This is a genomic window from Flagellimonas oceanensis, assembly GCF_003992595.1.
GTDB lineage: Bacteria > Bacteroidota > Bacteroidia > Flavobacteriales > Flavobacteriaceae > Flagellimonas > Flagellimonas oceanensis.
Genome location: NZ_RZNA01000022.1, coordinates 64,100 through 86,385, shown reverse-complemented (window position 1 = coordinate 86,385; position 22,286 = coordinate 64,100). Strand labels below are relative to the sequence as shown.

25 protein-coding genes and 1 pseudogene are annotated in these 22,286 nt (G+C 43.3%); 19 read left to right on the top strand and 7 right to left on the bottom strand.

The annotated features are described in order from the left end of the window. The first annotated feature begins 1 nt into the window (after position 1). The 4 genes from EO132_RS06785 (at position 2) to EO132_RS19735 (ending at position 4,154) form a co-directional block, all read left to right on the top strand. Complete coding sequence (locus EO132_RS06785; RefSeq protein ID WP_127137162.1) at positions 2 to 931, top strand: bifunctional riboflavin kinase/FAD synthetase; 930 nt, start codon at positions 2 to 4, stop codon at positions 929 to 931. After that, positions 932 to 2,248 (top strand): HTTM domain-containing protein, encoded by a 1,317-nt coding sequence (locus tag EO132_RS06780; protein ID WP_127137161.1) that lies wholly within the window; start codon positions 932 to 934, stop codon positions 2,246 to 2,248. 50 nt (positions 2,249 to 2,298) lie between these two features. Beyond that, the gene (gene serS / locus EO132_RS06775; protein WP_127137160.1) at positions 2,299 to 3,570 is read left to right on the top strand and encodes a serine--tRNA ligase; all 1,272 of its coding nucleotides are present in this window, start codon (positions 2,299 to 2,301) and stop codon (positions 3,568 to 3,570) included. A gap of 395 nt (positions 3,571 to 3,965) precedes the next feature. Further along, positions 3,966 to 4,154, top strand: coding sequence for an Arm DNA-binding domain-containing protein (locus EO132_RS19735; protein WP_417935841.1), 189 nt, complete (start codon positions 3,966 to 3,968; stop codon positions 4,152 to 4,154). A 192-nt stretch (positions 4,155 to 4,346) separates the two neighbouring features. On the opposite strand, the gene EO132_RS06770 is transcribed toward EO132_RS19735, so the two are convergent. From EO132_RS06770 to EO132_RS06760, 3 genes are all read right to left on the bottom strand, one after another. Beyond that, complete coding sequence (locus tag EO132_RS06770) at positions 4,347 to 5,030, bottom strand: hypothetical protein (protein WP_127137159.1); 684 nt, start codon at positions 5,028 to 5,030, stop codon at positions 4,347 to 4,349. A 19-nt stretch (positions 5,031 to 5,049) separates the two neighbouring features. Further along, complete coding sequence (locus tag EO132_RS06765) at positions 5,050 to 5,490, bottom strand: hypothetical protein (protein ID WP_127137158.1); 441 nt, start codon at positions 5,488 to 5,490, stop codon at positions 5,050 to 5,052. A 90-nt stretch (positions 5,491 to 5,580) separates the two neighbouring features. Next, complete coding sequence (locus EO132_RS06760; RefSeq protein ID WP_127137157.1) at positions 5,581 to 5,772, bottom strand: hypothetical protein; 192 nt, start codon at positions 5,770 to 5,772, stop codon at positions 5,581 to 5,583. A gap of 91 nt (positions 5,773 to 5,863) precedes the next feature. Here EO132_RS06760 and EO132_RS06755 point away from each other — a divergent pair. The 13 genes and pseudogenes from EO132_RS06755 to EO132_RS06695 form a co-directional block, all read left to right on the top strand. Continuing rightward, positions 5,864 to 6,010, top strand: a pseudogene (locus EO132_RS06755) (serine--tRNA ligase); the annotation flags it as partial. Between the two features lie 104 nt (positions 6,011 to 6,114). Then, positions 6,115 to 7,872 carry a tetratricopeptide repeat protein gene (locus EO132_RS06750; RefSeq protein WP_127137195.1) on the top strand — a complete coding sequence of 586 codons (1,758 nt, stop codon included), beginning with the start codon at positions 6,115 to 6,117 and terminating at the stop codon, positions 7,870 to 7,872. A gap of 90 nt (positions 7,873 to 7,962) precedes the next feature. Further along, a complete protein-coding gene (locus EO132_RS06745; RefSeq protein ID WP_127137156.1) occupies positions 7,963 to 8,280 on the top strand; it encodes a DUF4286 family protein in 318 nt (105 codons plus the stop codon). 3 nt (positions 8,281 to 8,283) lie between these two features. Next, the gene (locus EO132_RS06740) at positions 8,284 to 8,592 is read left to right on the top strand and encodes a gamma-glutamylcyclotransferase family protein (RefSeq protein ID WP_127137155.1); all 309 of its coding nucleotides are present in this window, start codon (positions 8,284 to 8,286) and stop codon (positions 8,590 to 8,592) included. Positions 8,593 to 8,610: 18 nt separating this feature from the next. Next, positions 8,611 to 9,480 carry a 16S rRNA (adenine(1518)-N(6)/adenine(1519)-N(6))-dimethyltransferase RsmA gene (gene rsmA / locus EO132_RS06735; RefSeq protein ID WP_127137154.1) on the top strand — a complete coding sequence of 290 codons (870 nt, stop codon included), beginning with the start codon at positions 8,611 to 8,613 and terminating at the stop codon, positions 9,478 to 9,480. Beyond that, complete coding sequence (gene mgtE, locus EO132_RS06730; protein ID WP_127137153.1) at positions 9,467 to 10,819, top strand: magnesium transporter; 1,353 nt, start codon at positions 9,467 to 9,469, stop codon at positions 10,817 to 10,819. The genes rsmA and mgtE overlap by 14 nt, the downstream gene beginning before the upstream one ends. A 23-nt stretch (positions 10,820 to 10,842) precedes the next feature. After that, on the top strand, positions 10,843 to 11,208 hold the full coding sequence (locus EO132_RS06725) for a nuclear transport factor 2 family protein (RefSeq protein WP_127137152.1): 366 nt from the start codon (positions 10,843 to 10,845) through the stop codon (positions 11,206 to 11,208). Positions 11,209 to 11,221: 13 nt separating this feature from the next. Beyond that, positions 11,222 to 11,587 (top strand): cupin domain-containing protein, encoded by a 366-nt coding sequence (locus EO132_RS06720; RefSeq protein ID WP_127137151.1) that lies wholly within the window; start codon positions 11,222 to 11,224, stop codon positions 11,585 to 11,587. 18 nt (positions 11,588 to 11,605) lie between these two features. Beyond that, positions 11,606 to 12,538, top strand: a complete 933-nt coding sequence (locus tag EO132_RS06715; RefSeq protein WP_127137150.1) for a 2-hydroxyacid dehydrogenase — start codon at positions 11,606 to 11,608, stop codon at positions 12,536 to 12,538. 59 nt (positions 12,539 to 12,597) lie between these two features. Then, the gene (locus tag EO132_RS06710) at positions 12,598 to 13,056 is read left to right on the top strand and encodes a DUF1801 domain-containing protein (RefSeq protein WP_127137149.1); all 459 of its coding nucleotides are present in this window, start codon (positions 12,598 to 12,600) and stop codon (positions 13,054 to 13,056) included. Next, entirely contained in the window at positions 13,053 to 13,439 is a 387-nt protein-coding gene (locus EO132_RS06705; protein WP_127137148.1) for a VOC family protein, read from the top strand. Before EO132_RS06710 ends, EO132_RS06705 begins: the two co-directional genes overlap by 4 nt. A 53-nt stretch (positions 13,440 to 13,492) precedes the next feature. Then, positions 13,493 to 13,879, top strand: coding sequence for a YtxH domain-containing protein (locus EO132_RS06700; RefSeq protein WP_127137147.1), 387 nt, complete (start codon positions 13,493 to 13,495; stop codon positions 13,877 to 13,879). Between the two features lie 83 nt (positions 13,880 to 13,962). Beyond that, positions 13,963 to 14,454 carry a GNAT family N-acetyltransferase gene (locus EO132_RS06695; protein WP_127137146.1) on the top strand — a complete coding sequence of 164 codons (492 nt, stop codon included), beginning with the start codon at positions 13,963 to 13,965 and terminating at the stop codon, positions 14,452 to 14,454. Here the strand turns inward: EO132_RS06695 and EO132_RS06690 are convergent. The 3 genes from EO132_RS06690 to EO132_RS06680 all read right to left on the bottom strand — a co-directional run bounded on the left by EO132_RS06690 (position 14,451) and on the right by EO132_RS06680 (position 18,108). Further along, the gene (locus EO132_RS06690) at positions 14,451 to 16,271 is read right to left on the bottom strand and encodes a GNAT family N-acyltransferase (protein ID WP_127137145.1); all 1,821 of its coding nucleotides are present in this window, start codon (positions 16,269 to 16,271) and stop codon (positions 14,451 to 14,453) included. The genes EO132_RS06695 and EO132_RS06690 overlap by 4 nt on opposite strands. 78 nt (positions 16,272 to 16,349) lie before the next feature. After that, a complete protein-coding gene (locus EO132_RS06685) occupies positions 16,350 to 17,600 on the bottom strand; it encodes an aspartate kinase (protein WP_127137144.1) in 1,251 nt (416 codons plus the stop codon). Between the two features lie 25 nt (positions 17,601 to 17,625). Then, positions 17,626 to 18,108, bottom strand: a complete 483-nt coding sequence (locus EO132_RS06680) for a GNAT family N-acetyltransferase (protein ID WP_127137143.1) — start codon at positions 18,106 to 18,108, stop codon at positions 17,626 to 17,628. A 113-nt stretch (positions 18,109 to 18,221) separates the two neighbouring features. Between EO132_RS06680 and fbp the strand changes: the two genes are divergently transcribed. Next, positions 18,222 to 19,229 carry a class 1 fructose-bisphosphatase gene (fbp, locus tag EO132_RS06675; RefSeq protein ID WP_127137142.1) on the top strand — a complete coding sequence of 336 codons (1,008 nt, stop codon included), beginning with the start codon at positions 18,222 to 18,224 and terminating at the stop codon, positions 19,227 to 19,229. On the opposite strand, the gene EO132_RS06670 is transcribed toward fbp, so the two are convergent. Continuing rightward, positions 19,226 to 19,654, bottom strand: coding sequence for a tellurite resistance TerB family protein (locus EO132_RS06670; protein WP_127137141.1), 429 nt, complete (start codon positions 19,652 to 19,654; stop codon positions 19,226 to 19,228). The genes fbp and EO132_RS06670 overlap by 4 nt on opposite strands. A 98-nt stretch (positions 19,655 to 19,752) precedes the next feature. Between EO132_RS06670 and EO132_RS06665 the strand changes: the two genes are divergently transcribed. Next, positions 19,753 to 22,215, top strand: coding sequence for a ligase-associated DNA damage response DEXH box helicase (locus tag EO132_RS06665; RefSeq protein WP_127137140.1), 2,463 nt, complete (start codon positions 19,753 to 19,755; stop codon positions 22,213 to 22,215). Positions 22,216 to 22,286: the final 71 nt, after the last annotated feature.

Genomic DNA, 22,286 nt, shown 5'->3' with positions numbered 1-22,286 from the left:
GTTGGAAACAATCCATAACATTTCTGATTTCAAAGATATCTCGCACCGCACCGTGGTGACCATTGGCACTTTTGATGGTGTACACTTGGGGCACCGCAAGATATTGGAACGCCTCACAAATAATGCCAAAAATACCGGATTGAAGTCCACAGTGCTTACTTTTTTCCCACATCCACGGATGGTATTGCAAAAGGATGTGGACATCAAATTATTGAACACGCTCGAAGAAAAAAAACAGATTTTAGAGACTTTGGGGCTGGACTATTTGATCATTCACCCCTTCACCAAACAATTCTCCAGACTTTCGGCAATAGATTTTGTACGCGATATTCTTGTGAACAACATCAAAAGCAAAAGAATAATCATTGGGTACGACCATCGATTCGGACGCAACCGGAATGCCAACATCCAAGACCTTATTTCCTTTGGAAACACCTTTGATTTTGAGGTAGAGGAAATTCCCGCCCAGGAAATAGATGATGTTTCCGTAAGCTCCACAAAAATCAGAAAAGCACTATTGAAGGGCGATGTTGAAACCGCTAACAGTTACTTGAGCTACGCCTATATGCTCACGGGAACCGTAAAAAAGGGCAAAGGTTTGGGCAAGGAATTCGGTTTCCCTACGGCCAACCTACATATTGCCGAAGCGTACAAACTCATCCCAAAAAATGGTGCGTACGTGGTCCGAAGTGACATTGATGGAAAAGAATACTTTGGGATGATGAACATCGGCTTCAACCCCACCGTGGACGGTTCCAAAAAAAGCATAGAAGTCAATTTCTTCGATTTTGAAGGCAACCTCTACGACAAAAAGATTCAGGTGGAACTCTTGCACCGCATCCGGGACGAGCATAAGTTCAATTCAGTTGAAGAACTTAAAGAACAATTGAAGAAAGACAAAAACCATTCTCTGGACCTAATCTCCAAGTAAATGCTCGACCAATTTCTTTTTAAGAAAATTGACAATGCGCAACTTGTTGTTTTTCGAGTGTTCTATGGATTATTGGTCGGTGCCGAATGCTATGGCGCCATAGCCACAGGTTGGGTGCGCAGAACACTGGTGGAACCCGAATTTACTTTTTCCTTTATTGGGTTTGAATGGTTGCAACCGTTACCCGGAAACGGCATGTACATTTATTTTGCCGTGATGGGCACTTTGGGTCTGCTGATAGCCCTTGGATATAAATATCGTTTTAGCGCATTGGCTTTTGCCGTATTGTGGTCCGGGGTGTATTTGATGCAGAAAACGTCCTACAACAACCACTATTATCTACTGATGCTCCTCGCCTACATCATGGCATTTCTACCAGCGAACCGAGATGCATCCCTGGATGCAAAACTGCATCCGAAGCTGCGTTCACAGACCATGTACAACTGGGTCCGATGGATTATTATCCTACAATTGTTCATCGTGTACACCTATGCATCGGTCGCCAAGTTATACGCCGATTGGTTGGATTTCAGCATGATCGAGGTATTGATGTCCCATAAAAAAGACTATTATTTGATAGGGGACTTTCTTCAACAGCAATGGGTCCATAAAATAGTGGCATTCTTCGGAATTTTCTTTGATTTGCTCATTGTACCCGCACTCCTCTGGAGGCCGACGCGGAAAACAGCCTTTGTATTGGCCATCTTTTTTCATCTGTTCAACAGCATTGTATTCCAAATTGGGATATTCCCCTACCTGTCACTTGCCTTTACGGTCTTCTTTTTTGAACCACAGACCATCCGCAATATCTTTTTAAAGACTAAAAAGATTATTCCAGAGACCAAAACCATCATTCCAAAGACAAAAAAAATCACATTGACGGTTTTGGGCATCTACTTTCTATTCCAACTGGTTTTGCCAATACGGCACCACTTCTTTCAGGATGATGTATTGTGGACCGAGGAAGGGCATCGTTTGAGCTGGCGAATGATGCTACGCAGCCGTGGGGGAAGAATCACATTTAAGGCCGTGAACATCCAAACCAAGGACACCACCAACATCAACCTGAACGATTATCTCACAAAAAAACAACAACGCAGAGTAGCCTGCTATCCCGATTTTATCTGGCAATTTGCACATCACCTCAAAAAAGAATACGCCAAAGATGGCAAGGACATCCAGGTGTTTGTGGAGAACAAGGTCAAAATCAATCAAAGACCTTATCAGCAATTTATCGACCCAAAAGTGGATTTGGCCAACGTTCCGTGGAAACATTTTGCCCATAATGATTGGATTCTCCCCTCTCCTAAGGAATAAAGTTGGGCACTTCTCCAGATTGAATTAAATTTGCGGCTCAAAACAAGGCCATGCTTCAAATACAGAACATCAGGGAAAACAAGGAAAGTATCATCACCGCTTTAAAAAAGCGAAACATCGATGCCGAACCTATGCTATCAAAGGTTTTGGAACTCGATGAAAAAAGACGTTCCATCCAAACTGAACTGGACGCCACTCTGGCCGAATCCAACAAACTTTCCAAAGAAATCGGCCTGCTTTTCAAAACAGGAAAGGCACAGGAGGCCAATGTCCTGAAAGAAAAAACGGCAGGACTCAAAGAAGCATCCAAAAAATTAGGGGAAGACCTCAACACTACTGCCGATGAACTTCAGCAGCAACTGTATTTGATCCCCAATGTTCCCCACCAATCCGTTCCCGCGGGTAATTCCGAGGAGGACAATGAAGAGATTTTCAAGGAGGGCGACATTCCAACTTTATCGGAAGGTGCACTTCCGCACTGGGAATTGGCCAAAAAATACGACATCATCGATTTTGAGCTCGGTGTTAAGATCACTGGAGCAGGTTTTCCAGTGTACAAAGGAAAAGGCGCACGATTGCAACGTGCCTTGATTGCCTACTTCTTGGACAAAAACGCCGAAGCGGGCTATACCGAAATGCAGGTGCCACTTATGGTCAATGAAGACTCTGGTTATGGAACAGGTCAGTTGCCCGACAAGGAGGGGCAAATGTACCATGTACAGGCTGATGATCTGTACCTCATTCCAACGGCTGAAGTCCCCGTGACCAACTTGCACCGAGGAGATATTTTGGCAGAAAGTGATTTCCCTATCAAATACACGGGCTACACGCCTTGTTTCCGTCGTGAAGCAGGAAGTTACGGGGCACACGTTCGCGGCTTGAACCGTTTGCACCAGTTCGACAAAGTCGAGATCGTACGAATGGAACATCCGAACAATTCATACCAAGCTTTGGATGACATGGTAGAGCACGTAAAAACTATTCTACGTGAACTCAAATTGCCTTATCGTATTTTGCGTCTTTGTGGAGGGGATTTAGGTTTCACTTCTGCCCTGACCTTTGATTTTGAAGTGTTCTCGACTGCACAAGACCGTTGGTTGGAAATCAGTTCCGTATCCAATTTTGAGACCTATCAGGCCAATCGCCTAAAGTTGCGTTACAAAGACGAAAACGGAAAAAGCCAATTGGCCCACACCTTGAACGGCAGCGCTTTGGCATTGCCCAGGGTCTTGGCGGGCATCTTGGAAAATTACCAGACCAAAAACGGCATCAACATCCCCGAAGTGCTGGCCCCCTATTGTGGGTTTACGGTGATTGACTAGGATTTTCCCTCATCGCTGATCATAAACGTAGCAGCGGAACAAGTATAGGGATATTTTCGGATATACACCTCGTACAAACACAAAATGGCCTTTGGCGTGAGCCAAGGGAAGTCTACAAATCGTTTATACTAACCTCAGGTTTAATTCAATATCTGTCATTTTCTGGTGTTCTATTTCTTCTTTTAATCTTTTTGAAACTACACCATAACTATTCACTTAGATGATATCCACCTGTTTTATGAAACATTTGCACCCCTAATCAAACCAACTTTCCCCTTTCATTACAAAAACAGGCAAAATGTCTATTCCACTTCCTTTGGCTTTATTCCAGTAGGTCTAAAAATGGCAAAGCCCCCATTTATGCCAGGATTTCTGTAAATTGAAAAAAGCTCAACATTATTTTAAAGCGAAGAATCCAAACCAATGAGTGGGATTCAAACAAGCACCGTGTAAAAACTTCTTCTATTCATACTAAATCAACCAACCAATACCTTGATGAGTTCTACTCTGGTCTCTTCCATTCATTTCAACAATTATGCATAGAGGGTAAGCACATTACTTCCCATAGTGAACTTACGTTGTAAAACGTGTTCACTGGTTTGTTAGAGTTCATTTTTCCCTTACTAAATAAATAGTTTATACTCTGACGTTTATTTAAACTTTTAGGTTATGTTTTTATAGGTCGAGTGCCTAGTTAAATTACTTGAACAAGGCAAGGGAAAGCCATTTAAGAACCCGTTTATGAAAGGCGTTGGAAGATTTGATGGCCTTTTACACTAATAAACTACCTCTATCCTTTTGTCCATCTCGGTTACTTCCCTAAAAGCCATGCCTGTAAACCGTTGCTCTTCTATAGAGGTTTTTAATTCTTCTGAAACATAAAAGCCTCCGAGGGGGTCAATCCACAATTTAAACATGTCAACTTTCACAAACCTCAAATCCAAGATTACTTTTTTTTGCTTTAAAAAACTGTCTTTACTGTTTTTCAACACCTCCAAAGTGCTTAAATAATTGTCATAATCGGAAATATTAATATCCTCTCCAACATGCTTATGGTCTGAAAATTTTCCCAAATAGAAAGAACTGTTTTTAAAATCAATCAATTCTCTTTGTTTTGGATAACTTATGTTGAATAGACTATAATCCGTTAAAACGTTGTTTTTGTAGTGTACTTTAATTTTCCAAGTCTGGTATTCGTCGATACTAAAATTTTTCAAAAAGTCAATGAAATAGTCTTTGAAAATTAAAAATCCATTAGAAATAAAAACAGCATTTAGTAATGTAGTTGGTATGGCTTTTCTCTCCATAAATGGTTCAGGGAGCGCAAAATTAAAATCAATTTTACCTTCAATGGGAAAATTGATGCTTTGAATATCACCAAAGTTTCCATCAATAGACTGAAATTGTGTTCCTGTTTCTTTAATATTCATGGAGTTGTATTCCAATTTATAGTACTTCATTCCATCTATGGGTAACTGATTAAATTCGATATCTCTTCCAAATCTTGCTTGGGTTGGCAGTTAATAAATCATCAATATGAACAATTAAACCATTTAAAAACGTAAAAGCTTGATCAGGGCTCATATTACTAATCGCAACGTTATTTGTTGTTAATATACTTTGAATTTTATTGTTATAGGTCGAGTGCCCAGTTAAATGACTAGAAGAAGGCAAGGGGAAGCCATTTAAAAACTCGTTCATAAGAAAGGCGTTAGAAGATTTGGCGGCCCTTTGGACCAGATCCGTTCCTTTAAAGGCCAATGGCATGATATGACGAGCATGGGTCGATGAGGAGGTCAAGCCCAACACTTTTCGCAACTGTTTGCGGCTGTAATTGTCGCTCGGCCACAAAATTTTCCCTGAGAAGGTGTCCACCTTCCAAGTCAGTTTCACTTTGGAGGCAATGTTGCTTGCCTCCACAATCCTTACGGCTCCTTTTGCTCCAGCAGCTACCCATCCCGCCACAGGAACGGCCGCGACAAAACTTAATGTGGCATTTACCCCATCCCCTTAGATCAGATACAACGCCCCGTTGGTCAAATCGGCCACTTCCCCGACCACGGGAACCAATCCGAAAACGTCAAGGACTATGTGAATTCCTTCCTTGGAGGCCAACCACATGACCTTGGCATTGCAATCCCATATGGAAAGCCCATCACAAATTTCAGGGTTGACGGCTCGCAACACTGCACATTTAATCATAAATGCCGTGCTAAAGGGGTCTATGGCTTCTTGATTTGAAATAAAAGTGTATTTTCTTACATAATATCATTTTCTTCAATTCCAAAAAATCAAGAGCCAATTGGCCCACAACTTGAACGGCAGTTCATTGGCATTGCCGAGGGTACTGGCGGGAATCTTGGAGAACCACCAGACCGAAGAAGGAATAAAAATACCCGAAGTATTGGTACCCTATTGCGGTTTTGACACCATCGATTAAGGTTTTCTACCATTAATTTGGACTCGCTTAACAGAATCTCCCACATTTCTACGTTATATTTGAAATAAAACAAGCTATTGCGACGTCTTTTATTTCTCATATTGATGCTATCCGGCGCCATTGGAATGGCCCAAGAGGATTTCTTGGCCAAACAATACTTTCAGGATGGTGATTATGAGAAAGCCGTGGTTTTTTATGAGAAATTGGTCGAGACCAACCCAAGGCGCACTGACTATGCCGAGGGATTGGTGGCTTGTTACCAGCAATTGGAACGCTATGATGATGCCGAAGCGTTTTTACTTCAAAAAATAGAGGACAGCTACGCTTTCCCCACTTTTTATATTGAGCTGGGATACAACTTCACCCTCAAGAATGAAGCTGAAGAGGCCACTGCCTATTATGACAAGGCCATCAATAAAATAGAGGACAACCCCAACTACGGCTACAGTGTTGGATATCGCTTTCAAAAATATGCTTTGCTGGATTATGCCATCCAAGCCTACACCAAGGCCATGGAACTAAAGCCGGATCTTAATTACGATTTTCAATTGGCACGCATTTATGGGGAACAGGGCGATATCGCAAAAATGTACCAATCCTACCTCAACCTGATTTGGGAAGGGCGCACCTCACGTTCCAATGTGTTGCGCAACATAGATGATTTTATCTCCGAGGACCCGTCTGACGAAAACAATATCCTATTGCGAAAAGTACTGTTACAAAATGCTCAGAATACCCCAGATGTGCTTTGGAACGAGCTTTTGAGTTGGCTTTTTGTCCAGCAAAAACAATACAATAGTGCCTTCAGTCAGGAAAAGGCCATATATAAACGTAGCGAGGGGCAGTCCGTGGACCGATTGGAAAATTTGGGAAATATAGCTTTGGAAGACAAAGACTGGGAAACCTCAACAGAGATTTACGAATACATCGTGGACAACACAGAAAATCCACGGACCAGGCTCAATGCAGAACTCAACCTGATTGATATTGCGCTGGAAAACCCAACGGAGAAAGTTCTGGAGGATGTGGAAAAGAAATTTGAGCGCTTGGTGGAAACATACGGAATCGAAAGTCAAACCCTCCAACTTCAAGTTGCCTATGCCAACTTCCTTACTTTCAAAAAAGAAACACCCGAACCCGCCATTGCAATGCTCAAGGAAAGCATGGAACTCCCAATGGGCAGGATGACCATGGCTTATATTAAACTGGCGCTTGGAGACATTTTGGTATTCGACCAAAGATTCAACGAAGCCCTGATTCTTTTCACACAAGTTCAAAAGAGCGTCAAAAACGACGTGGTGGGTCAAGACGCACGGTTCAAAGTGGCACAGACCAGTTTTTACAAAGGGGATTTTGATTGGGCCCTTACCCAATTGAAAGTACTTCGCAGTTCCACATCACAACTGATTGCAAACGATGCCATGCAATTGAGTTTACTGATCTCCGACAACTCATTGGAAGATTCCACCCAAACCGCTTTGAAAAAATATGCCAAGGCAGACCTTTTGGCTTATCAAAATAAAAATACTGAAGCCATTGCCGCACTTGAAGATATTTTACAAAATCACAAAGGAGAAAAAATTGAGGACGAAGCCTTGCTAAAACAAGCCGAACTATTGGTAGAGCAGAAAAAATACGAAAGTGCCGAGTTCAACTATCAAAAAATTGTGGAATTCTATTCCGATGGGATTTTGGCCGATGATGCGCACTTTGCCCTCGGAGAACTATACGAAAACACCCTGAACGAGCCAGAAAAAGCCAAGGGACATTACGAGAAGATCATATATAATTATCAGGACAGTTATTATTTTCCCCAGGCCCGCAAGAATTTCAGGAGGTTGCGAGGGGACGCCATTAACTAATCAACTTGACATTCCCGCCTTCGCGGGAATCTCTTTAAGAGGTTTCTCAGAATTACACTAACTTCGTCCACGCTAAAACAGACAAAGCTAATGCTCATTTACAACGTTACCATCAATATAGATGAAAGTGTACACGACCAATGGCTGGATTGGATGAAGGATAAGCACCTGCCCGATATGCTGGCAACAGGTAAATTTTCCCATGCCAAAATGGTCAAGGTCTTGGTGGAGGAAGATATGGGCGGCATCACGTACTCCATACAATACACCACCCAAAGCAGGGATACTTTGGAGGCCTATTACAAAGAGGATGCCGAGCGCTTACGTGCCGATGCACAGAAAATGTTTCCCAATAAATTTGTCGCTTTTCGAACCGAACTGGAAGTCATCAGTCAACAAATACCTTAACCTTTGGAATATCTTTTTTCCTACGGAACGCTTCAGGACCTGCAAGTGCAGGAACATATTTTTGGTCGTTTGCTCAAGGGGAAAAGGGATTCGGCATTGGGGTTCAAGAAAATGGAAAATGCCGTTTATGGGCGTTATCCTTTGGTCATCAACACGAACAACCCTGAAGATAAAGTTGCAGGTGTTGCCTACGAAGTGGATGAAGCCGATTTGAAAAAAGCGGACATTTACGAAACAAGCGCCTACAAACGTCAAAAATTTCCTTTGGAATCTGGGGACGAGGCATGGATCTATATCGAAAATTCCAACTAACTTGCAAAAAAACCTTCCGTGTCCAAAAAGAAGCGAAAAAAATATTCCAACCATACCCATCACAATCAAAAACACCAAGATGACGGTACGGTAAAGGCAAAAAAGCATTTAGGCCAGCATTTCCTCAAAGATGAGTCCGTGGCCCAAAAAATTGCACAGACCCTATCGTTGGATGGTTATAAAAATGTGTTGGAGATAGGCCCAGGTATGGGAGTGCTTACCAAACATTTGCTTCAGCGTGATCTGGACCTAGTGGCCATGGATTTGGATGAAGAATCCATCGTATACCTTAACCACAGTTTTCCATTGGAACATGCCGCGATTCTGAAACAGAACAACCGTTTGAATGTCATAGAGGCGGATTTTCTCAAATTTGACCTCTCGGAACTTTATGGCGAAGAACAATTCGCCATCACGGGCAACTTCCCGTACAACATTTCCAGTCAGATCGTTTTTAAAATGCTGGACATAAGGGATCAGGTACCTGAATTTTCAGGGATGTTTCAAAAAGAGGTGGCCAAACGTATTTGCGAAGGACCAGGGAGCAAAACCTACGGGATCCTTTCCGTATTGGTCCAAGCGTATTATGAGGCCGAATATCTATTCACTGTCCCACCCGGTGTTTTTGACCCACCACCAAAGGTGGATTCCGGCGTTCTCCGGTTAACACGCAAAAAAGAACTGAACCTCCCTTGCGATGAGCGACTCTTCTTTAAAGTGGTGAAAACGGCTTTCAACCAAAGGCGAAAAACCATTCGTAACAGTCTTAAAACCTTCAACCTTTCCGATAATCTAAAAGAAGATACTATCTTTGATCAACGCCCAGAACAGCTAAGTGTAGCTGACTTTGTAACGTTGACTCAAAAGATAGCCGATGACCCCGTTTAAACTCACAGACGAACTTTTAGAAGAAATCAGGCAACTGATTGCCGATGGCAAAAACGCCGAACTTCAATCCATGATGAAGGAGTTCCACTATGCCGATATTGCGGAGATAGCGGACGAAATGGAGGTTGAAGAGGCCACCTACTTGATCAAGTTACTGGACAGTGAAAAAACCTCGGACATCCTTGCCGAAATGCACGAGGATATCCGGGAAGCAGTACTAAAGAACCTTACTGCCAAAGAAATTGCGGGCGAGCTATCGGAACTGGACACGGATGATGCCGCGGATATCATCAACGAACTGCCCAAAGAACTCGTTCAAGAAGTAATCTCCGAAATCGAGGACCGTGAACACGCGAAGGACATCGTGGACCTGTTACGCTACGAAGAGGATTCCGCCGGGGGTCTTATGGCCAAAGAGTTGGTAAAGGTCAATGAGAATTGGACCGTGACCACTTGTGTCAAGGAAATGCGGGCCCAGGCAGAGAATGTGACACGGGTTCATTCCATTTATGTGGTGGATGATGAAGGGAGGTTAAAAGGAAGACTGTCCCTGAAGGATTTGTTGACCGCCTCGACCAAAACACACATCAAGGATGTATACATTGCCAAAGTGGATGCCGTGAACGTCAATGAAAAAGGCGAAGAGGTTGCCAAAATCATGTCCAAATACGATTTGGAAGCCATTCCCGTGGTAGATGAAATTGGAAGATTGGTAGGACGTATCACCATTGATGATATTGTTGATGTAATCCGTGAAGAAGCTGATAAGGATTACCAAATGGCGGCCGGTATCTCGCAAGATGTAGAAGTAAACGACAGCATTTGGATATTGACCCGTGCCCGATTGCCCTGGTTGATTCTAGGCCTTTTGGGTGGACTCAGCGCAGCGGCCATTATGGGAACTTTCGAGGATATGATCTCCAAACATGCCGTTTTGTTCTTTTTTACACCGCTGATCGCAGCGATGGCAGGTAACGTTGGGGTACAGTCCAGCGCCATTGTGGTACAGGGTCTGGCCAATGATGACCTGAAAGGAAGCGTGAGCACGCATTTAATGAAAGAAATGCTATTGGCCCTTTTGAACGGGTTCATTTTGGCCGTTCTACTATTGATTTTCACTTGGATCTGGAAAGGTGCTTTTGCCACTGCATTGGCCATTTCACTATCCTTGGTAGTCGTAATCGTGGTAGCTGGATTGATCGGTACTTTCATCCCGTTGTTTCTTCACAAAAGAAATATCGACCCAGCCATTGCCACAGGACCATTTATCACCACAAGCAATGACATCTTCGGTATCTTGATCTATTTTTGGATAGCCAAGATGATCTTGGGCATATAATCAAACCTAATATTTGAAGTACAGTGTACAAAAGTCCAAAACAACTCGTTGAGCATTGGGTCGACCTTTTCAACCAGGGCAATGCAGCAAAAATAGCTGAGCTATACCACACAGATGCCGTGAACCATCAGGTGACCAATGAGCCCGTGGTCGGCAAGGATGCCATCCAAGAAATGTTCAAAAATGAGTTTGAAGCTGCCGACATGGTCTGTATCGTTGAGCATATTTTTGAAGATGGGGAATGGGCCATTCTGGAATGGAAAGATCCATTGGGCCTTCGTGGATGCGGATTCTTTCATATTGTTGATGGAAAAATCAAATTCCAGCGAGGTTACTGGGACAAATTGTCCTTTTTGCGCATGCACAATCTGCCCCTTCCCACTAAATAGATCCCTATCAGACATGAAATCCATCAACCTAAAACAAAAGCACGCCGAATTTACCGAACAATGGCATCCACATCAAATTGCCATTGTGGATGATATGCAGGTACTGTTGGCCAAACTACAGGGCGAATTTGTTTGGCACGCCCATGAGAACGAAGATGAATTGTTTCAGGTCATCAAGGGTACGCTTTACATGCAATTTCGTGACAGAACCGAGGTAGTGAAAGAAGGCGAGATCATCGTGGTGCCCAAAGGAGTGGAACACAATCCCATGACCAAAAACGGGGAAGAGGTCCATGTTTTGTTATTTGAAAAATTGAGCACAGCACATACAGGTAATGTGCTTCACGAAAAAACACAGACCCACTACCCAAAAATCTAGGAGTTGTATATTTGCCCCATGAAAGTTCTCCACCTCGATACCAACCATCCCCTACTCCTAGATCAGTTCGCAGAGCTTGGGTTCGAAAACCATGAAGACTATACCTCGACCAAAGAAGAGGTAGAGGAAAAAATCCATTTATACGATGGAATCATCATCCGAAGCAGGTTTACCATAGACCAGCAATTTTTGGACAAGGCCACGAACCTGAAATTCATTGGAAGAGTGGGCGCTGGATTGGAGAACATAGATGTGGAGCACGCAAAGTTCAAAGAAGTGTTTTTGGCATCGGCCCCAGAAGGTAACCGAAATGCCGTGGGCGAGCATACCCTGGGCATGTTGCTTTCCCTGATGAACAACATGTGCAAGGCCAACCGCCAAGTAAAAAAAGGCAAATGGAAACGGGAAGCCAATCGTGGTGTTGAATTGGATGGCAAGACAGTGGGAATCATTGGTTATGGCAACATGGGCAAGGCATTCGCCAAAAAATTAAGAGGATTTGATGTAGAGGTCATCTGTTACGATATTGTTGGTGGTGTTGGGGATGACAATGCCCGTCAAGTGGGTATCATGGAATTTCAACAACGCTCGGATGTCGTCAGTTTGCACGTACCACAGACCGAACAAACCATGGGCATGATCAATCTTGAATTCATAAATGGGTTCCATAAACCATTCTGGCTTTTGAACACCGCCCGTGGAAAATGTGTTGTGACCAAGGATTTGGTTAAAGCCTTAAAAGCCGGAAAAGTACTTGGAGCAGGATTGGACGTATTGGAATACGAGAAAAAATCCTTCGAAAACATGTTCGTGCAAAAACCCAAAGCTTTTAAATATCTCCGCAAGGCTAAGAATGTGTTGCTTACCCCCCATGTAGCAGGTTGGACCGTGGAGAGCAAGGAGAAGCTGGCTCAGACCATTGTTGACAAGGTCAAAGAAAGATTTTCCTAACTTTAGGCACCAATTCCATCCTGACTTTGGCTCTGGCATTGGGTAAAACCTGACCAGATATGACCATAGAGGCCAAAACACCTGATGAGTACTTAGAAAAACTGCCCAAGGAACGAAAAGAAGTCATTTCAAAGCTTCGGGAGACCGTAAAAAACAATTTGCCCAAAGGGTTTGAGGAATGCATCAACTATAAAATGTTGGGTTATGTAGTGCCTCATTCCATATATCCCAACGGATACCATTGCGACCCAAAATTGCCATTGCCCTTCATCAATATAGCTTCACAGAAAAATTTTGTGGCACTTTACCATATGGGCATTTATGCCAATCCCGAATTACTGGATTGGTTCGTGGTCGAATATCCCAAACATGTAAGCACCAAACTGGATATGGGCAAAAGCTGCATCCGCTTTAAGAATATCAATACAATACCTTATGAACTGATTGCAGCGCTATGTCAAAAAATGACACCACAGGAGTGGGTTGCACTGTATGAAAAAAACACCAAAAAATCATGAAGAACAGAGTAACAGGGCTGGGAGGTTTTTTCTTTAAGACCAAAGACCCAAATGGCATTAAGGAATGGTACAAAAACCATTTGGGATTGAATACCGACCAATATGGCTGTACCTTTTGGTGGAAGGACAAGGATGGAAACGATTGCTCCACCCAATGGAGCCCCATGGATGAGAAAACGGAGTACTTCAAACCTAGCGAAAAGCAGTTCATGATGAACTTTAGAGTGGAAAACTTGGTGGAATTGCTCGAGGTCCTAAAAAAGGAGGGGGTCACTGTGGTGGGAGAAATAGAAGAGTACGAATACGGGAAATTTGGTTGGATATTGGACCCTGAAGGAAACAAATTGGAACTATGGGAACCTGTTGATAAAGCCTTTCTATAGGTATTGATTTATTTGTTACTTTTAACGCTCATTAACCAACACATTAAATAAACATGTCAGAAGAGAAAAAGGACTTTGGCGATAAAGCTGAAGAAGCAGCCAAAGATTTTAAAGAGGATGTGAACAAAGCATTTGACCCTGCAAACCCAGATAGCGGTAAAACAGTTGCCATTGTAGCTCACCTAACCATAATCGGCTGGATTATCGCTTTGATAATGAACAGCAGTAATAAAACGGAAATAGGTTCCTTTTACATAAGGCAAACCTTAGGAATCGGTTTGCTTGGCATCGTATTAGGAATTATTCCGATAATTAACTTCATTGCATGGATTTTCCCGCTTATTTTATGGATTGTAAGTTTAGTGGGAGCCATAAATGGGAATAAAAAACCCGTTTTCCTAGTGGGCGAATATTTCCAGAATTGGTTCAAAAGTCTATAAAACCTACTTAAAAAGCCAGAGGATATCTCTGGCTTTTTTTGATGCATATTAATCGTAATATTACAATAAATAAAACTTCAAGAATGGTTATCAGAGACATGAAACCATCCGATTGGGAAGAAGTAGCCCGCATCTATTTGGAAGGAATCGCTACGGGTTTTGCCACTTTTGAGACCAAAGCACCCACCTACGAACATTGGGACAAAGCACATACCAAGGAGTGTCGGTTGATCGCGGAAAACGATGGGGAAATCATGGGGTGGGCAGCATTGTCCCCAGTATCCAGTCGTTGTGTATATGGTGGTGTCGGTGAAGTCAGCGTTTACATTTCAGATAAAAGTCGTGGCAAAGGCGTTGGCAAACTATTGATGCGGCATTTAATCGATAAAAGTGAAAAGGCTGGTTTTTGGACCATACAATCGGGTATCTTCCCAGAAAATATGGGGAGCATTAAACTGCATGAAAAAATGGGCTTCCGCTACATTGGCAAACGAGAGCGTGTGGGCAAAATCCATGGCGTTTGGAAAGACAATCTCCTCTTTGAAAAACGAAGCAGCAAGGTCGGCATCGATTAATCCGATTCTGTAGCTCCGTTACCCTCCGCCACTTTACGTTCCAACTCTGCCTGGAATTCTTCCATAACAGGTTTGACAGTACTTTCAGGCAGGTCCGCAATTCGGATATACATTAACCCGTCCACAGAGTTGTTGAATAGAGGATCTACATTGAAAGCCACCACTTTGGCGTTTTGTTTGATGTATTTTTTAATTAAAACAGGCAATCGTAAGCTTCCGGGTTCCACTTCGCTTATCAGTTTATCGAATTTGTTCAAGTCGGCCTGTGTTTCATCGAATACAAACTCTTTGTCGCCGTCCTTAAGCTTTACCTTAAACTCTTTTTTGGGTCGAATGTATTGCGCCACGTAAGGATCCCAATAATTGGACTTCATGAACTCAATCATCAGTGACTTGGAAAAATTGGAGAATTGATTACTGATGCTCACTCCCCCAATCAAATATCGGTGTTCGGGATGCCTTAAAGTGGTATGTACAATGCCCTTCCAAAGCAGGAACAATGGCATGGGTTTTTGCTGATATTCCTTCACAATATATGCCCTGCCCATTTCAATGGATTTCTCCATCATGCCGTAAAGCTCGGGCTCAAATCGGAACAGATCCTGCAGGTAAAAACCATCGATACCATATTTTTTGAAGATTTCAGAACCCAATCCCATCCGATAGGCACCTACGATGGCCTTGGAATCGTCATCCCACAAGAACAAATGATGATAATAGGAATCGAACTTATCCAAGTCAATGGCGTTATTGGTCCCCTCTCCTACTTCCCTAAAAGTAAGCTCGCGTTGACGACCGATTTCGTTCAAGCAAAACGGCATGTCCTTGGCCTGGGCCAAAAACACTTCGTAGTTCTTGCTTTGCAACATCCTGCAGTCCTTTTCCCGGAGCTTTTCAATTTCCCCGTTCAACACTTCTTTGCTGATGGCAGTGGCTATCTTTTTCGGTGGCTTCGGAATCTTGAGCGAAGTGGGCACCTTATCCAAAAAACGTTCCTTCTCAAACGCATTGGCCAATAAATAAGTTTTTTTACGAAGCAGTTCCGCAAAACCTTCTAAAGATTGTTCCTCGTTTTGTGTAGCGACCGAAATAGGCTGACCGATTCGAACCTTAATCGGTCGGCGGCTCTGCGAAGTAAGCTCAGAAGGCAACTTGGCCGTTCGGAACACATCATCTATTTTGGATAAACGGTAAAACAACCTGCTATTGCGGGCGTGAAAATATATGGGCACAACGGGAACTTCCGCCTTACGAATCAATTTTATGGCCGCTTCTTCCCAAGGGCGGTCCACCACCAGTTTTCCATCGCGATAGGTAGAAACTTCGCCTGCAGGAAAAATACCCAAGGGATGACCATCCCTTAAATGTTGCAACGCATTTTTAAAACCAACAATGCTGCTCTTGGCATCCTTATGGTTTTCAAAAGGGTTCACGGGCATTATATAAGGCTTTAACGGCTCAATACGATGCAATAGAAAGTTGGCGATTATTTTATAATCGGGTCGTTCGTTCAGCAATAATTTTAGCAACAGAACACCGTCTATACCCCCCAATGGATGATTACTGATGGTAATGTAAGGTCCGGATTTGGGCAAGCGTTTGATATCCTCCTCAGGTATTTCGAAGTTGATCTCGTAATGATCAAGTATGGAATCGAGGAATTCGGGACCTGAAAGGTCTTTATTTTTATCGTAAAATCTATTGATGGTACTAATTCTAGTGGCTACCATTAAAAGCCATCCTACAAAAGTGCCCAAAAAGCCATATTTGTCCAGATGGATGACTTTCGCCACCTCCTTAGCAGAAACCAAGCCCATAGAAATTGTGTTTAGGTACCTGTAAAGATAGAAAATAAACCCAAGAGGTCCTTTTACCTAAATATTAAGACTAAGGCCTTATTTTACAACCAATTGAACCGTTTCCTTACCTCTTTGCTCGACCAACACGGACTTTCCGTTTTGAAGGGTTTTGACCGATTCATCGTTAAAATGGCGGATAGTGTACAAGGAAACATCCTCATGGCACACCACTTTGAACTTTCTTTTGAGTTCATCCAACAAAGGTGGTAATCCACGGAACTTATTATCCAAACAAACCGAAAAACTAATGGCCGAATTCTGTATAAGGTCCACTTTTAATCGATGATCATGGAACAGCTTGAAGATTTCACTGATGTTATCCTCCACGATAAAAGAAAAGTCAAGAGAAGACAATTTTAGCAACACCTGGTTCTTCTTCACGATAAAACAGGGGACTTTCGGCTCAATGCCATTCCCTTTGCCCACCGTGGTCCCTTTGTCCCTGGGATTGACGAACGACTTTACTTTCAAAGGTATTTCCTTACGTTGCAATGGCTGTAGTGTCTTAGGGTGAATTACCGAAGCTCCGTAAAACGCAAGTTCAATGGCCTCACGGTATGATATCTTATCCAACAATTGGGCATTTTCAAAGTTTCTGGGGTCGGCATTCAATACCCCGGGGACGTCTTTCCAAATGGTTACGGATTCCGCATTGAGGCAATAGGCCAAAATCGCAGCGGAATAGTCGGAGCCCTCCCTACCCAATGTCGTGGTAAAGTTATTGTCGTCACTACCCAAAAATCCTTGGGTAATGTTCAATTTCGACACGTCCACTAGGGAAACAACTTCTTGCTGTGTACGCTCCCAATTCACTTGGGCGTCTCGGTTGGTATTATCCGTTTTAATAAGTGTCCTGACATCCAACCACTCGTTGGAGATGCCAATTTCATTCAGATAGGCACTTACGATGGTGGTGGACAATAATTCTCCATAACAGACCACTTGGTCATATACAAAAGCATATTTGGGCGATTTGTTCCAAGCCAAAAAACCTTTGACCTCTTCAAAAAGGACCTTCACTTTTGCATAAACGGGGTGATTTTGGTTTGGGAAAAGATCGGACAATATCCCATGGTGATAATCAATTACCTCTTGAATTGAGGCATTTACCTCATCTTTATCGTTAAAATAGGATTCCACCACCTTTTCCATGGCATTGGTGGTTTTGCCCATGGCGGAAATCACTACCAAAGTATCTTGGTAACCCACCTCCTGTAAAACGTTCACTACATTTTTGACCGCATCTGCATCTTTGACCGATGCTCCTCCAAACTTAAATACCCTCATGTATGTATGCTATTCTTTTGGATGCCTAGTTGAGGCTCTCCATATAATTTTTAATTCCTTTTTCATCCAATTGAACCACATCCCAATCCCTTAGAACGTTGGCCCCTTTCTTTTCATAAAACTCGATGGCGGGTTCGTTCCAATCCAATACTTCCCAGCAAATACGCTTTACGCCCAAACCAGCTCCGTACTTGACCACCTCATCCAGCAAAGCTGTTCCCAAGCCACTTCCCCTCATTCTTTCGGACACGATCAAATCCTCCAAATGGATCGCCGGACCTTTCCATGTGGAATACCTTGAATAGACCAAGGCTATGCCCGCGATGCCGTCTGGAGTATCGGCAACAAAACAATGGAACATCCTCTCTTCGCCAAATCCGTGTTTTACCAAATCGTCCTTGGTAATTTCAACAGCATCGGGTTCTTTCTCATAATTGGCCAGTTCTTGAACCAAGTTCAACACTTGTTCCATATCTTCTTGTTGGGCCTCTCTGATCGTATATTCCATAATTGTTACAAATAAAACTCAAAGTTATAAAATTACACAATTAAAGTCCTTCGAAAACGTTGTAGTTTCACAAAATGCCCGATATTTGTCCTCAAATAAAACAGTCTTTCCCAATGTTTGACAAACAACGACTAACCATGGGCGAGTTCATCATCGCCAACCAAGAATCATTTCAATACACTTCCGGGGAACTTTCAAGATTGCTTAACGGTATCCGTTTGGCCGCAAAAGTAGTGAATCACGAAGTGAACAAAGCCGGGCTTGTGGACATCATTGGCGCCGCAGGCGAAACCAATATTCAAGGGGAAAACCAACAAAAATTGGATGTTCTGGCCAATGAAAAGTTCATTCAAACTTTGAAGAACCGTGAGATCGTTTGTGGAATCGCTTCGGAAGAGGAAGACGATTTTATCAGTATCAACAGTTTTGACAAGCAGCATCAAAACAAATATGTGGTTTTGATAGATCCTCTGGATGGTTCATCCAATATTGATGTGAACGTGTCGGTGGGCACCATTTTTTCCATCTACAGAAGGGTTACGCCTGTTGGAACACCGGTAACTTTGGAAGATTTCCTGCAACCGGGCAAAAACCAGATTGCCGCGGGCTACATCATTTATGGCACTTCCACGATGTACGTGTACACCACGGGACATGGGGTAAATGGCTTTACACTGAATCCCGCTTTGGGGACCTTTTACCTATCCCATCCCAATATGCAATTTCCAGAAACAGGTCAAATCTACTCTGTAAATGAAGGAAACTATATCCATTTTCCGCAAGGAGTGAAGGATTACATCAAGTACTGCCAAATGGAAGAAGGGGACAGACCGTACACCTCAAGATATATCGGTTCATTGGTCTCCGATTTTCATCGTAATATGATCAAGGGAGGTATTTATATGTATCCCAAAAGTAGCAAAGCCCAAAATGGTAAACTTCGCCTATTGTACGAGTGCAATCCAATGGCCTTTTTGGCCGAACAGGCCAATGGCAAGGCAAGTGATGGCTACCAGCGCATTATGGACATACAACCAACCGAGTTGCACGAACGTGTTCCTTTTTTCTGCGGAAGTAAAAAAATGGTGGAAAAAGCGGAAGAATTTATGGCGAGGTCCTAGCCTTCCCGCTTTACCAATTCATGGTAATCCTCAAATGGGATGTTACCCGTAAAGATCTTTATGGATTTATCGATGATCTCTGCAGCCGACTTTGGGGAAAAACCAAGGCCCACGGCATACTTTTCCACAATCTTACGCTCTTCATCATCGATATCGTGGTCAGAGAAGATAATCTGGAAAAATTCAAATAGCCTTTTGTATCTTTTCTCGCCACTGTGCGGAGTCTCGATGGGATATTTGTTCTCCTTCTTCATGACCACCTTGAATTCATCCTCGCTGATATTGAGTTTGAAGGCAAATTTTTCCAAAACGGCCATCTCCTTCGGATTGATTTCCCCATCCACCGCAGCCAAACTTGCCAATGTGGCAAAATGGGCCAAATTCTTCTTATGGTCTCCGTGCTCGTATAGATCTAAAATCGGCATATCTCAAATTTTGTGGCACAAATATAAATCTTATCACAAAATAGTGGGTACAAACCCAATAAAGAAATTCGTATTTTTCAATCCAAAGCACTACAGCCCTGCAAGATTCTGAATTGTTTCATATTGCCGAAAATTGGTTCAAAGAACAAAATTGGAAACCCTTTCCCTTTCAGGAAGAGAGTTGGAACGCCTTTTTGGATGGCAAACACGGCCTTTTGAATGCCCCCACGGGAAGCGGAAAAACCTATGCGCTTTGGTTTCCGATCGTGCTCAATTACATCAAAAACCATCCCGATTATAAGATTAAACACAAAAAAGGGCTGAAAGCGATCTGGATTACCCCATTGCGAGCGCTTTCACAAGAAATAAAACAATCGGCGGAGCGCATCACCCAAGATTTGGAAACACAAATGACCGTTGGAATTCGTACAGGGGATACCTCGGCAAAAGAACGGGCAAAAATGCGTACCCATATGCCCGACCTATTGATCACAACTCCAGAGAGTTTACAGTTGTTGCTATCCTCCAAAGGTTACGAAAAAACCTTCAAGGACTGTTCCGCCGTTGTTGTGGATGAGTGGCACGAACTTTTGGGTACCAAGCGGGGCGTTCAAATGGAATTGGGGCTTTCCCGATTAAAAACCATCTGCAAGGAGTTACGAATTTGGGGCATATCGGCCACCATTGGGAATCTGGAACAAGCCCGGGAAGTCTTGTTGGGCCCAACATCGCCGGAACTGGAAAATTCGGTTTTGGTCAAGGCCAACCTCAATAAAAAAATCACGGTAAAAAGTATTGTTCCTAAGGAAATGGAAACCTTTCCTTGGCGCGGACATTTGGGGCTGCACCTTTTGGATCAGGTGGTACCCATCATCAATAACAGTAAAACCACCTTGCTCTTTACCAACACCCGAAGCCAATGTGAGATTTGGTTTCAGAAAATACTGGAGAAGTATCCGGAATTTGCCGGGGAAATGGCCATGCACCATGGAAGCATCAACAAAGAAACCCGTCTTTGGGTGGAACAGGCCATCCGTAACGAAAGTCTAAAAGCAGTGGTCTGCACATCGAGCCTAGACCTGGGAGTGGATTTTGCACCTGTGGAAACGGTAATCCAAATCGGCGGTCCAAAAGGCGTAGCCCGTTTTTTACAAAGAGCTGGGCGCAGTGGCCACAGACCGGGCAAGGAAAGTGTGATTCATTTTTTACCCACCCATGCCATAGAATTGGTCGAAGCTTCGGCCATGCAAAAAGCGGTGTTGAACAGCGCTGTGGAAGACCGCATCCCCTATTTGAACAGCTTTGACGTACTTATCCAATATTTGACCACCTTGGCCGTTTCCGATGGGTTTTATCCTGATGAGATCTACCCCGAGATCAAACAAACATTTTGCTACCAAACCTTGACCGAGGAACAATGGCAATGGCTGCTTAATTTTTTGGTGATGGGCAGTCAAAGTCTGAAGAGCTACGACGAATACAAAAAAGTAGAGGTCGAAGAAGATGGCAAATTTAAAGTGAACAGCAGGGCGGTGGCCATGCGGCATCGTTTTCAGATTGGCACCATAGTGGGCGACGCCACTATTTCTGTGCGCTATCAAAAAGGAGGATACATTGGCAGTATCGAGGAATACTTCATCTCCAAGTTAAGTCCGGGCGATGTTTTTACCTTCGCTGGTCGAAACCTGGAATTTATAAGGATCAAGGGAATGGCGGCCCATGTACGCAACTCCAAAAAAAGGACCAATAAAGTGCCCAGTTGGATGGGTGGACGTTTGAGCTTCTCCGCAAAGATGTCGGAACTGTTGCGTCAAGAGCTGTATACCGCCGAGTTGGAGTTTTCGGAACAGTCGGAAGAAATCCAGGCATTGAATCCCATGTTTGCCAAACAACGAGAAGAAAGCATTGTGCCACAGCCCCATCAATTTTTGATTGAAACCTTCAAGACCCGCGATGGCTACCACCATATGTTCTACCCCTTCGAGGGCAGGGCCATCCATGAGGGAATGAGCAGCCTGTTGGCCTATCGTATCAGCTTGCTGGCACCAATAACCTGTTCCCTTGCATTCAACGATTATGGTTTTGAATTGCTATCAGACAGGGAAATTGACATTCAGGAAATTTTGGACAACAACCTTTTTACACCCGAATATATGTTGTCCGACCTTCAAAAAAGTTTAAACTCCAACGAAATGGCACGTAGAAAATTCCGTGATATTGCCGTTATCAGCGGTATGGTTTTTACGGGCTATCCCGAAAAAGGCATCAAAATGAAACACCTGCAAAGCAGTTCGGAATTGTTATTTGATGTTTTTCGTGATTTTGAGGATGATAATTTACTCTATCAGCAAGCCTACACCGAAACCTTTGAGCACCAATTGGAAGAAGGTCGTATGCGTTTGGCCTTGGAGCGAATCGCACAACAAGAAATCGTATGGAAACAATGTTCGCAACCCACGCCCCTCTCCTTCCCCATTATCACCGATAGGTTACGGGAAAAACTGTCCAACGAAAAATTGGCGGACCGTATTCAACGAATGATGGCCAAGTTGACCAAATAACCATCGAACCCAAGCCTCTTGTCATTCCGTGCCCCGCCACGGAATCTCATCCGACAGGGATACTGAAACAG

Coding starts and splice junctions, on each gene's coding strand:
- EO132_RS06780 (WP_127137161.1), top strand. CDS start 932: ATGCTCGACCAATTTCTTTTTAAGAAAATTGACAATGCGCAACTTGTT.
- serS (WP_127137160.1), top strand. CDS start 2,299: ATGCTTCAAATACAGAACATCAGGGAAAACAAGGAAAGTATCATCACC.
- EO132_RS06770 (WP_127137159.1), bottom strand. CDS start 5,030: ATGAAGTACTATAAATTGGAATACAACTCCATGAATATTAAAGAAACA.
- EO132_RS06760 (WP_127137157.1), bottom strand. CDS start 5,772: ATGATTAAATGTGCAGTGTTGCGAGCCGTCAACCCTGAAATTTGTGAT.
- EO132_RS06750 (WP_127137195.1), top strand. CDS start 6,115: ATGCTATCCGGCGCCATTGGAATGGCCCAAGAGGATTTCTTGGCCAAA.
- EO132_RS06745 (WP_127137156.1), top strand. CDS start 7,963: ATGCTCATTTACAACGTTACCATCAATATAGATGAAAGTGTACACGAC.
- mgtE (WP_127137153.1), top strand. CDS start 9,467: ATGACCCCGTTTAAACTCACAGACGAACTTTTAGAAGAAATCAGGCAA.
- EO132_RS06720 (WP_127137151.1), top strand. CDS start 11,222: ATGAAATCCATCAACCTAAAACAAAAGCACGCCGAATTTACCGAACAA.
- EO132_RS06715 (WP_127137150.1), top strand. CDS start 11,606: ATGAAAGTTCTCCACCTCGATACCAACCATCCCCTACTCCTAGATCAG.
- EO132_RS06710 (WP_127137149.1), top strand. CDS start 12,598: ATGACCATAGAGGCCAAAACACCTGATGAGTACTTAGAAAAACTGCCC.
- EO132_RS06705 (WP_127137148.1), top strand. CDS start 13,053: ATGAAGAACAGAGTAACAGGGCTGGGAGGTTTTTTCTTTAAGACCAAA.
- EO132_RS06700 (WP_127137147.1), top strand. CDS start 13,493: ATGTCAGAAGAGAAAAAGGACTTTGGCGATAAAGCTGAAGAAGCAGCC.
- EO132_RS06695 (WP_127137146.1), top strand. CDS start 13,963: ATGGTTATCAGAGACATGAAACCATCCGATTGGGAAGAAGTAGCCCGC.
- EO132_RS06690 (WP_127137145.1), bottom strand. CDS start 16,271: ATGGGCTTGGTTTCTGCTAAGGAGGTGGCGAAAGTCATCCATCTGGAC.
- EO132_RS06685 (WP_127137144.1), bottom strand. CDS start 17,600: ATGAGGGTATTTAAGTTTGGAGGAGCATCGGTCAAAGATGCAGATGCG.
- EO132_RS06680 (WP_127137143.1), bottom strand. CDS start 18,108: ATGGAATATACGATCAGAGAGGCCCAACAAGAAGATATGGAACAAGTG.
- fbp (WP_127137142.1), top strand. CDS start 18,222: ATGTTTGACAAACAACGACTAACCATGGGCGAGTTCATCATCGCCAAC.
- EO132_RS06670 (WP_127137141.1), bottom strand. CDS start 19,654: ATGCCGATTTTAGATCTATACGAGCACGGAGACCATAAGAAGAATTTG.